Here is a 12,854-nt window from a genome sequence, read left to right on the forward strand (position 1 = left end):
AGGAGTGGGAACATGATAACTGAACAACTGCGCATCTCATTAAATAATCCTATCATGTGCAATCACAAGGTATATGGACAAGCGTTATTACCCGGCCTTGCTTATATAGATCTGATTTATCAAGTATTCCAAGAACATGGTTACGCTTATCAAGAGCTAGAACTGAAAAATCTGACCATTTTTTATCCTTTGATCGCGGAAGCATCGTATGACATTGCCCTGACGATTCAAGTGTCTGAAAGCAAAAAAGGGACATGGTCCATCTTAATTGAAGGGCAAAAACAGCATGGAGAGTCGTTATCAGGTCATAGACGATATGCTTCGGCCGAGATGCATCATAAAGCACCAGCTGCTTTCACGGAAAAGATTGACCTTCATCAATGGAAAAAAGCGGCCGGCCGAATTCTGAATTTGGACGACATTTATGATCAATGCCGCCGTCAAGAATTAGTGCATACAGGCATGATGAAAGCAGAAGGACAGGTATATGAAACAAAAGAGGCCGCTTTGATTGATGTATCTGTCGGACAAGAAGCATTGCTTCATTCTGAGGCTTTTATGTTTCATCCGACGCTCATCGACGGCAGCGGTTTAGGGTCAAGCGGCTTGCTTTCAAGTGTAAATAAAAACGAACAGACTGTGTATCTGCCTTTGTTTTTCGAATCCTTTACAGCTTCGGAGCCATTACAAAAAGAATGTGCGGCGCGCATTCAGGCTTCCTCCGTGCGCCAGAAAAACGAGCTTACTTATATGACCATTGAATATTTTAATTCTTCTGGACAAAAAATAGCCGAACTTAAAAACTTCGCAAGCAAGTCTGTCCGGGATGCGAAGGCCTTTCAGCCTGAAAAAGAAATCGATCAGCTCCAGGAAGAGAGAGTGGTAAAAGAAACTTCTGTCTCTCATGACGCTGGCCGGAAATACAATGCGTTTGAAAGGTTACTGCGTCAGTTGCTGGCTGAACAGCTTGAAAAACCGGCAGAACAAATGGATATTCACGCCGGGTACTATGAGCTTGGGTTAGATTCGCCATCCTTGCTTGAAATTGTTCAGGCGATAGGATCTCATGTTGGAGAAGATCTCTCTCCCACTTTGCTGTTTGAATATACAACGATTGCAGAATTATCAGCGCATTTGGCTGAAAACTATTTGTTTGGAGAGGCGGACGATGCTGTCCGCCAGTCTCCTGCATCACTGCCGGAGTCTTTAGATGCTCTTTCTTCCCCGCCAAAAAAAGCGGAGGACATTGCGATCATTGGGATGGCAGGCCGTTATCCTAAGGCGAAAAACATACAAGAATTTTGGGAAAATCTTAAGGCTGGAACAGACTGCATCAGTGAAATTCCGAAATCACGGTGGGAATGGAAGGAATTCGATGAACTGACAACACCTTCTGGAAAGCCCTTTTCAAAATGGGGCGGGTTCATTGAGGATGCCGATTGTTTTGATCCGCAATTCTTCAGAATTTCTCCCAGAGAAGCAGAAACCATGGATCCTCAAGAACGCTTATTTTTAGAGACATGCTGGGAAGCCATTGAAGATGCAGGTTATACGCCTGAGACAATTGCTGCACAGCGAGGCGCTAATAAAAGACGGCATGTCGGCGTCTTTGCCGGTGTCATGCATAAGGACTATTCCCTTATAGGTGCTGAAGCTTTATCCGAACAAAATCCATTTCCTTTGTCCCTGAACTATGCGCAAATCGCCAATAGAGTGTCTTACTACTGTAATTTCCATGGGCCAAGCATGGCAGTGGACACGGTCTGCTCATCCTCTTTGACTGCCATTCACTTGGCGATAGAAAGCATCCGGAATGGTGAATGTGAGGCTGCGATAGCAGGGGGTGTCAATTTATCTCTGCATCCAGCTAAATATATCAGCTATGGCAGTGTGGGGATGCACTCGAGTGACGGCTATTGTCATACATTCGGCGAAGGCGGTGACGGATACGTTTCTGGAGAAGGGGTTGGAACGGTATTATTAAAGCCTCTGCGAAAAGCTGAACAGGATGGTGACCGGATTTATGCCGTCATCAAAGGAAGTGCCATTAATCATGTAGGCAAAGTCAGCGGTATTACGGTTCCGAGCCCTATAGCGCAAGCCGATGTTATAGAAACCTGCTTAGAAAAAACAGGAATCGATCCGCGTACGGTCGGCTATGTGGAAGCGCATGGCACCGGCACCTCATTAGGAGACCCAATTGAAATTCAAGGATTGGTGAAGGCTTTCAGCCGAAATACGCAGGATCAGCAATTTTGTTCGATCGGTTCTGTGAAATCAAATATTGGCCATGCTGAATCTGCAGCCGGCATCAGCGGGTTAACGAAGACCGTTCTGCAGCTGTATTATAAAACGCTGGTCCCATCCCTACACTCAGAAGAGCTGAATCCTTATTTGGAGCTGGATCAATCACCGTTTTTTGTTCAGCGCGAAGCAAAGAAATGGGAGCGGCCGGCATTGACAGAAAACGGAATGGAGATTAAGTATCCCCGCCGTGCCGGTGTAAGTTCGTTTGGAGCGTCAGGGTCCAATGCGCATATCATTTTGGAAGAATACATCCCGAAAGAGAACGACTCAGCCTCTGTTTCGGTGAAATATGAAGAGGCAATTATCCCCTTGTCGGCGAGAAATATAGACAGGCTGCAAGCATACGCCGGCAAACTCATTGAGTTTCTTCACGAGGACATTAATCTTTTTGAGCTTGCTTATACATTGCAGGCAGGACGGGTGGAAATGGAGGAGCGGGCAGCCTTCATCGTAAAAGACATAAAGGATCTAATTCATCAACTTCAAGCATTTGTAAAAGGTGAAGAAGCCGATCGCTGCTGGACCGGACAGGCCAAAGAGGGCCAAGGGTTTACCGGGGCAAAAGCGGGAGATTTGAAGAACATCGCGGAATCATGGGTTCAAGGAAAACAGGTCAACTGGGATGAACTCTACGGCTCTTGCAAGCCGCTTAAAATAAGTGTTCCAACCTACCCGTTTGCAAAAGAACGCTACTGGATACCGGCACCTGAGACGAAAATCAGCGGCAGAACAACGAATTCTGCATTACATCCGCTGCTGCATAGGAATACGTCAGACTTTTCTGAGCAGCGCTTTAGCTCTAGCTTCACAGGTAAGGAATTTTTTCTATCAGATCATGTTGTGCAGGGACAGAAAATCCTGCCGGGTGTTGCCTATTTAGAAATGGCAAGGGAAGCAGCGGAAAAAGCAGCGGGTGATCTGGAAGATGGACAAAGAATTGTGTCGCTCAGAGACATCGTCTGGATTCGTCCTATCGCGATTGAAAGTGAACCAAAAGAGATACATATTGGCCTTTATCCTGAGGAGAGCGGAGAGATCAGCTATGAGATTTACAGCAAAGATGAAAACCAGATGATACACAGCCAAGGGACTGCAATCCTAGGGGCTGAACCGGACATTCCTGTTTTAGATATTAAAGCGCTGCAGGCAGAATGCAGTCTGGACACAGTGACGTCAGAGCAATGCTATGCGGCGTTTCGGAAGATAGGGCTTGACTATGGAGAGGGTTATCAAGGGATTAAAAAAGTGCTTATCGGACACGAACAATTGCTTGCAAAAATCTCCTTGCCCGCTTTTTTGGAAGACGGTAAGAAGCAATTCATGCTCCATCCGAGTTTGATGGATGCCGCTTTCCATGCATCGATTGGTTTTATCGTTAGCTCAGTTAATACGGATGCTCAAGTCCATAAGCTGTCTCTGCCGTTTGCAATGCAGGAACTTAACATTCTTGCCCCTTGCCCTTCTGAAATGTGGTCTTATATTAGATTCAGTTCAGACAGTAAGGCAGAGGACAAAATCAGAAAGTATGATATTGAACTATGCGATGAAGACGGGAATGTCTGTGTGCAAATGAAGGGTGCTTCCATTAGAGCGCTGGAAGGAGAACATCAATCTCCGGAAGCAATAGCAGCGGATTCATCATCGATAGGACATACGATGATGGTTCCTGTCTGGGAACCAGTGTCTCCAAATGCGGAGAGCGGTGTCTCGGCTGCCGGTGGACAAGCCGTTTTATTAGGGGGTACTGAGCACGAACAGAAGTTAATGAAACAATACTATCCTCAGGCTGTGGTTTTGGATATCCAGCCGGCAGATCACATGGAAACGATAGCGAACAAGCTGCAAGCGTGCGGCAGCATTAACCATGTACTGTGGGCTCCGCTACACTCAGAGCAGATGTTTATTGAAGAACAGGAAGAAAACGTTCTTCACGTATTTAAGCTTGTGAAAGCACTTCTTCAATTAGGCTATGGCGGGGAAAAGCTGGAATGGTCAATTATCACCGTCCAAGCGCAGCCGATTACTCAGCATGAAGCTGTCAATCCTGCTCATGCTAGCATTCATGGACTCATTGGCACAATGGCTAAGGAATATCCGCATTGGAAGATCCGGCTGATTGACCTTGAAGAAGGCTGCACTTGGCCGATCAAACAGATGTTTACACTCCCTGCAGACCGTCTTGGGCACGCGTGGGCCTATCGGAATCACCAATGGCATCAGCAGCAATTGATTCCCTATCAGCAATCCCCGTCAAATGATACGTTATATCGAACCGGCGGAGTGTATGTGGTTATTGGAGGAGCTGGGTACATCGGAGAGGCGTGGAGTGAGTATATGATCCGCCGCTATCAGGCACAGATCGTTTGGATTGGACGCAGTCAAATCAATGATGCCATCCAAGCAAAATTAAACCGTCTCTCGGCACTTGGACCTGCGCCTTACTATATTGCAGCCGATGCTGCGGATATGCATTCATTGCAGCAGGCTTATGAACAAGTGAAAAAACGCCATCCTCATATTCATGGGATCGTTCATTCTGCAATGGTTTTATTTGAACAAAGCCTGGAAAATATGACGCTCGAAGAATTCAGAGCTGGATTGGCGGCAAAGGTGGATGTAAGTGTTCATATGGCCCAAGTATTTCAGCAGGAGGATTTGGATTTTGTTCTATTTTTCTCTTCGCTTGTGTCCCATATCAAAAATGTGAAGCAAAGCCATTATGCCTCTGGCTGTGCATTCGCAGATGCATTTGCTTACCGGCTGTCCCAAAGCTGGAGTTGTCCCGTTAACGTCATGAATTGGGGATATTGGGGGAACAGTGAAGCGGCCGAAGATGAAAATTATGTGCAGCTCATGAATCAAATTGGCTTAGGCTTAATTGAACCTGAGGAAGGGATGAAAGCGTTAGAAGCCCTGCTTTCAGGGCCTGTCAGCCAAACGGCTTTCATTCATACGACTAAACCTGTTGCAGTCGAAGGCGTGAATCAGAAGGAATTCATCACCCTTTACCCGCAACAGCCTTCGATAGACGCCGAAAGCCTGAAGAGACGCCTGCCGGAAACACGGAAAATAAAAAGAGTAACACACGAGGAGCTGGACGCTCTCCTTTACAGACTTCTGTTAGCGCAGCTGCAGACGGCCGGGCTGTTTGATGGTCATACATTATCGGTTGAACGTCTTCAAGGAAACAACAATACTCGTGAGTTTTATAAAAAGTGGCTCCGGCAAAGCAGCGAATTCCTTCTGCAGCAAGACTACCTTAAAAAAGATGGAGATTCTTTGGTGAGGAAGGACAAGGCAGAGGATATAGACATGCTTTGGAATGAATGGGATGCAAAAAAATCAGAATGGCTCCAAGACAGTAACACAAAAGCGATGGTTGTATTAGCTGAGGCCATGCTGAAAGCATTACCGGATATCCTGACAGGGAAGGTGCCTGCGACGGATATCATGTTCCCTCATTCGTCAATGGAATTGGTGGAAGGTATTTATAAGTATAACCAAGTTGCAGACTACTTCAATACAGTGCTCGCTGATACGTTAACAGCTTACGTAGATGAACGGCTGAAACAGGACCCTAAAGCCTCCATTCGCATTATGGAGATAGGCGCGGGTACTGGCGGCACGAGTGCCGGAATCTTTCAAAAACTGAAAACCTATCAAAATCATATAGGAGAATATTGTTATACAGATCTTTCAAAGGCGTTTTTGCTGCATGCAGAAAAAGAGTATGGGGCGGAAAATCCTTACCTGACATATCAGCTATTTGACGTAGAAAAACCAATCGATCAGCAGGAAATCGAGGCAGGCGGCTATGACGTTGTAATTGCCGCTAATGTTCTTCACGCGACAAAAAATATTCGCCAAACGCTGCGGCATGCAAAAGCTGTGATGAAGCACAACGGACTGCTGTTACTAAATGAAATGGCGGGAAACAGCTTGTTTCCACACATCACCTTCGGACTGTTGGAAGGCTGGTGGCTGTATGAAGATCCTGCGCTGCGAATTCCCGGCTGTCCTGGTCTATATCCAAACAAATGGAAAGAGGTCTTAGAAAGCGAAGGCTTTGAATCCGTGTTCTTCCCGGCAGAAGCAGCACATGACCTCAGTCACCAGATCATAGCAGCCTCAAGCAACGGAGTGGTGCGCCGTATGGCTATGGAAATGGTGCCTCCTGCAGAAAAGGATTTTTCTTCAGCGAGGAAGGAGCCGGCATCTGTCCAAAACGTAGCTTCAGAGATAGGCGGACCATCAAAAGATGCCGTCTTGATAGAAAAAAGCACCGAGTATATGAAAAAACTAATCGGACAAACATTGAAAATCCCTGCAAGTAAAATTGATTCATCTGAACAGCTTGAAAAGTACGGCATCGATTCTATTGTCGTTGTTCAGCTCACGAATACATTACGTAAGGAACTAGACCATGTGAGCAGCACTTTATTTTTTGAGTATCAGACAATAGACGCGTTAGTGGAACACTTAATCAAAACGAAAAAAGCAGCACTTTTGAGACTGACAGGCCTTGACCGTCAAGTGCAAAATGACAAGCCGGTAGCAATCAATAACAAATCTTCACAGGAGGCTGGGCAGGCGCCTGACACAACCCGGCGCTATCGTAAGCTTGGCCGCAGCCGCGAGAAAGAAGCACCATCACTGGCACAAGCATCGGTCAGCCGTGATGTTGCCATTATCGGCATATCCGGGCGTTATCCTCAGGCGGAGACAGCAGAAGAATTTTGGAACAATCTAAAAGAAGGAAGAAATTGTATAGAGGAAATCCCGGAAGGCCGCTGGGATTGGAAAGCATATTACGATAAAGAAAAAGGAAAAGAAGGCTCAATTTATACAAAATGGGGCGGATTTATCAAAGGTATGGATACTTTTGATCCTTTATTCTTTCAAATTTCTCCGCTAGAAGCAGAAAGAATGGATCCTCAGGAGCGATTATTCCTGCAAACCGCTTATGCGAGTATTGAAGATGCGGGATACACACCAGACTCGCTCTGCTCAAGCAGAAAAGTCGGCGTCTTTGCCGGAGTAATGAACAAAAATTATCCTACTGGCTACGGCTATTGGTCCATTGCCAACAGGGTATCCTATTTGCTGAATTTCCAAGGCCCGAGCCTTGCTGTTGACACAGCATGTTCGTCTTCTCTGACAGCGATCCATTTGGCGTTAGAAAGCATTTACAGCGGATCAAGTGAGTGCGCCATTGCCGGCGGCGTCAATTTAGTTGTCGACCCTGTTCACTATCAGAACTTATCTGTCATGAACATGCTCTCTGAAACTGACAAATGTAAATCATTCGGTGATGACGCAGATGGGTTTGTTGACGGAGAAGGAGTGGGTGCCGTCATTTTAAAGCCTTTGCAAAAAGCAATAGAAGACGGTGACCATATATATGGGGTGATAAAGGCCAGCTCCATTAACAGCGGAGGCAAAACCAACGGATATACGGTTCCAAATCCGAATGCCCAAGCCAAGCTGATTAAAGAAGCCATTCAGCATGCCAATATCCCAGCCAGAACGATCAGTTATCTGGAGGCACACGGAACAGGCACTGCATTAGGAGATCCGATTGAGATTGCTGGATTAACAAAAGCGTTTGAGGAAGATACACAAGAAAGACAGTTCTGCGCGATCGGCTCCAGCAAATCCAATATTGGTCATTGTGAAAGTGCAGCCGGCATCGCTGGTTTGACAAAAATACTGTTTCAGTTTAGATACGGTCAAATCGCACCATCATTGCATGCTGAGCGTTTGAATCCAAATATTGAATTCAGTCAAACTCCGTTTATCGTTCAGCAAAAGCTTGGTGAATGGAAGCGGCCGATCATTGATGGTCGGGAAGTGCCAAGACGCGCCGGATTAAGCAGTTTTGGCGCCGGAGGGTCAAATGCCCATCTGATCTTAGAAGAATATATTCCGAAAACCGGGGCACAAACACCCCAAGCTCATCCTCCTGCTCTGATCGTGCTGTCAGCGAAAAACATTGAACGGCTTCAAGAAAGAGCGGAGCAGCTGCTCACTGCCGTTCGCGAGAAAAGGTACAGTGAATCAGATCTGGTCCGGATTGCCTTTACGCTGCAAACAGGCCGTGAAGCAATGGAGGAAAGGCTTGGCTTTATTGCCGAATCAATAGAAGATCTAGAGAGCAAGCTGCTAGATTTTATAGAAATGAAAGCAGAGGATCTGTATCTGGATCGTATCGACGGTAATAAACAAGCATTAGCGCTCTTATCAGCTGATGAAGATACGGAGAAGATGATAGACGCCTGGATGAGCAAAGGGAAATTTACGAAATTACTGGATCTTTGGGTGAAGGGCTTGTCTTTTGACTGGACAAAGCTGTACGGAGCTCATAAGCCGATCCGAATCAGCCTGCCGACATATCCATTTGCGAAGGAACATTACTGGGCATCAAGTGTTGAAAAGAGAACAACGTCCTTTGAAAACAATATAGAACACCAAGAGCAAGAAGACTTCGAGGTGATGACCTTTAAAGAAGTATGGAAAGAACAGCAGGTGTCTCTCACATCGAAAAGCTTCACAACTCTCGTCTGTTTTCTGACTGACAGAGACAAGCAACAAGCATTTGCTTCAGCTGTGAAAAGCTTTGATCCAGAGACCCAGGTCATATTTGTTTCTCAAGGCGAAACGTACGGCAAACAGTCTCAATACTCTTATCAAATTGTACGGAAGGATCCCGGCACTTTGGAGAAAGCCTTCCGTAGGATTCAGGAAGAACATGGAGAACCGGATGCAATCCTCTATTTATGGGCGACGGAGGATTCAAGCTGTAGTCAGGATTATTCCTGTGCAGTCTATTTATTGCAAGCTATGGCGGCCGCGAAGATTCAACCTGCCCGTGTGTTATTGGCTGGATGTTTTGAAAATGGTCTTGACCGAAGTTATCTGGAATCATGGATAGGATTTGAACGTTCACTCGGGCTAGTCCTTCCGAATACGAAAGTGACAGGAATCTTTCAGGATGCTGATCAAATTCCAAAAGAATCAATGGACGATTGGACAAGCAAGATCTGGACGGAATTACAGGCTTCAACCGAACAAACCGTCTTGTATCAGAATGAGAAACGTTATGTATGTCAGATTGAACAGACAACGTTACAGCCAGGCAACAGCAAATTGAAGTCCGGGGGAACTTACCTGATTACAGGCGGGTTAGGAGGGCTCGGTTATTTATTCGCCAAGCATTTGGCTAAAAACTATGCCGCGAACATCATTCTGACAGGACGAACGCCTATCAACAAAGAAAAACAAAAGCAGCTAAAAGCATTGAGGGAGTTAGGCGGCGAAGCCATGTATGCAGAGGCGGATGTGTGTGATCCGATCGCAATGGGAGACTGCGTGAAACGCGGAAAAGACCGGTACGGCACCATCAATGGTGTCATTCATGCCGCCGGTATCGAAAGCGGGTCCTCTATTTTTGAAAAAGAGATGGATAGCTTCAAGCGCATTATTGAACCGAAAATCAATGGAACGATCGCGCTTGACGAGTGGTTTAAAAAAGAAACCCTGGATTTTATCTGTTACTTCTCTTCGTCTTCTGCTATTTTAGGAGACTTTGGTTTTTGTGATTATGCGGTAGGGAATCGGTTCCAAATGGCTTATGCACATTACAGAAACGAGCTTCATCACGGTAATACATTTGTTATCAACTGGCCTGTTTGGAAGGACGGCGGGATGACAATCGGGAATGCCAAAACTACCGAGATGTACCTGAAGTCAAGCGGTCAGCGCTTCTTAGAAGCGGAAGAAGGCATACGTATGTTTGAACACATTTTGTCTCAGCAGGATGCGCAGCATCTTATCATAGCCGGTCAGCCAAGCCGGGTCCGCCGCTTTTTAGGAATGACTGAACGTGCCGTTCCAGAACCGGACATGATAGCCCCGCCTGCACAAGAAACATCGGGCGGGATGAAGCACCTTAGCGTTGAAAAACGTTTGGAAATGGACTTGAAAACGCATATTCACACCTTGCTTAAGATCTCAAAAGACAAGCTAGACTTGAATAAGAACTGGGCCGACTTTGGATTTGATTCCATCTACTTGGCTAAATTCTCGAACGTGTTAACTGACTATTACAAAGTCGAGATAACGCCTGCATTATTTTTTGGCTATTCGACTTTAAAAGAATTGATCCGCTTCTTTTTAACGGATCATAAAGGCCTGATCGAAGAATTTTACCGGGATGATGCATCTGATACTCAGAATCAGGCAGAAGCTGAAGTGCCGGTTTCTGCAGCACTCGAAACACAAAACAGCCATAGAAGCGGCCGGCAGCTTTACACAGAGCCTATCGCCATTATCGGAATGAGCGGCAGGTTTCCTCAAGCTGATTCGGTTCATGAATTGTGGAACAATCTGAAAAACGGAAAAAAATGCATTTCAGAAATTCCCAAAGACCGCTGGGATTGGCGTGAAGTCAAAGGACATCCAGAGAAAGCAGAAGTGCCGAGATGGGGCGCATTTTTGAAAGACATAGACCGATTTGATCCGCTGTTTTTCCACATATCGCCTAAAGAAGCTGAAAGTATGGACCCGCGCCAGCGATTGTTTCTGGAAGAAGCATGGCATACATTTGAGGACGCAGGATATATGGGAAACCGGATTAAAGGAAAGTCCTGCGGCGTTTATGTGGGTGTGGAAGAAGGAGAATATGCCCACTTAACCGGTGATACGGATTACATTACCGGCACTCAAAACGCCACATTGGCTGCGCGAATTGCATATGCATTAGATTTAAAAGGACCTAATATGGCGTTGACGGCAGCATGTTCCTCAGGACTTGTAGCCATTCATCAGGCTTGCGCAGCCTTGCGTCAGGGAGACTGTGAAATGGCTTTAGCCGGCGGCGTCAGTCTGAATATTTCTCAAATGTCTTATGAGGCGCTGACAAAGGCGGAAATGCTTTCTCCAAATGGCCAATGCAAAGTGTTTGACCAGGATGCCAATGGGCTTGTGCCTGGTGAAGCGGTAGCAGCTGTTCTGCTGAAACCATTATCAAAGGCAATTGAAGATCAAGATCACATTTATGGATGTATAAAAGCAAGCGGCGTGAATTATGACGGCAAAACCAATGGAATGACAGCTCCCAATCCTTTTAGTCAGGCGGAATTAATAGAAAGCATTTATGAAAAATATCAGATCAATCCGCTGGATATTCAATATGTGATGGCGCACAGCACTGGATCAAATCTGGGAGATCCGCTTGAAGTACAGGCATTAACGGGTGCGTTCAGCAAATATACGAAACAGAAGCAATTTTGCACCATCGGCTCGATTAAATCATTAATCGGACACACATTTGCAGCTTCCGGTGTGGTTGCTTTGATCAGTATGCTGATGGCTATGAAAAATCAAACCATTCCGGCTACCCATGAATGTCAATCGAGCAATCCCTATATTCAGTTTGCAGAAAGCCCTTTTGTGCTTCACAAAGAGAACCAGCCATGGATCAGAAAAAATCATAATCCGAGGATGGGGACAATCAGCACAACGGGCATCAGCGGGACGAATGCGCATGCAGTAATTGAAGAATACATTCCGGATGAGCAGGCATCCGCGCATCAAGAGCCAACCGAATGTCCGCAAGTTATCGTGCTTTCTGCTCAAAATGAGGATCGGCTTCACGATGCTGTTCTGCAAATGCTTGAGTATGCAGAGCATAATGACAGCCTTTCATTACCTGATGTTGCGTATACACTCCAGGTTGGAAGAAAAGCAATGGAAGCAAGACTGGCGATCGTAGTGAATAATCAGGAACAACTGGTGCGAAAATTGAAGGAATTTGCAGAAGCAGTGAAGAATGGTGAATCATTCGGCCAATTTACATCCTTTTATACAGGGAATGCGGAAGACATTTCAGAAGAACGAGATGAGACATCTCTGAAAACGGTCGTCATAGAAAAAGATTTTAAAAAGATAGCAGATTGGTGGACGAAAGGTAATCATATTTCTTGGGAACTGCTCCATGAAGACAATAATGTCCGTATCGTTCCGTTACCTGGCTATCCATTTGCAAAGGAACGCTATTGGATCTCATCAGATAAGAATATTAGGCCATCGTCACAAGTCGCCCAAAGTGAGACTGACGAGTCCAATGAAGAGAAACACATTCAAGACATCATCGTACAATTTCTGGAACGAGAGCTGAGCCTGTCACGGCATCAAATCAGTTTTAAAAGAAACGTTCAAGAATACGGGATGGATTCAATTCTTGGCCGAAAGCTGATGCGTCATTTAGAAAAGACCATTCAGATCAAGCTGACCGGCCGGGAGCTTCTTGAATTCCAGACAATCCAAGCGCTTTCTGCTTATGTGGCCTTAAAAGCTGAAGGAAAAAACCGAAGCGCGGAGGCTCTGCCGCAAAATCAAACCAACAGCCTGTACACTGACGAGCAAATCATCGGTTTGATGCAAGAGGTGGCGCAAGGGAATTTGGATTTTAAGAGTGTGCAAAACATCATAGAAGGGAGTTAATCGTATGAACCATAAAGAAATTCTCGATGCCTACAGATCAGGAG

1 protein-coding gene is annotated in these 12,854 nt (G+C 45.8%); it reads left to right on the plus strand.

The window, feature by feature from the left end; all coding sequences use genetic code 11:
- Nucleotides 1–12 precede the first annotated feature (12 nt).
- On the plus strand, nt 13–12,810 hold the full coding sequence (locus NYE43_RS09280) for an SDR family NAD(P)-dependent oxidoreductase (protein ID WP_341061661.1): 12,798 nt from the start codon (nt 13–15) through the stop codon (nt 12,808–12,810).
- The last annotated feature ends 44 nt before the right edge of the window (nt 12,811–12,854 follow it).

The sequence above is a fragment of the Bacillus sp. FSL R5-0434 genome (assembly GCF_038004745.1).
Classification (GTDB): Bacteria; Bacillota; Bacilli; order Bacillales; family Bacillaceae; genus Bacillus; species Bacillus halotolerans.

What these genes read in the sequence shown, in the direction of transcription:
- NYE43_RS09280 (WP_341061661.1), top strand. Translation starts at nt 13, where the DNA reads ATGATAACTGAACAACTGCGCATCTCATTAAATAATCCTATCATGTGC.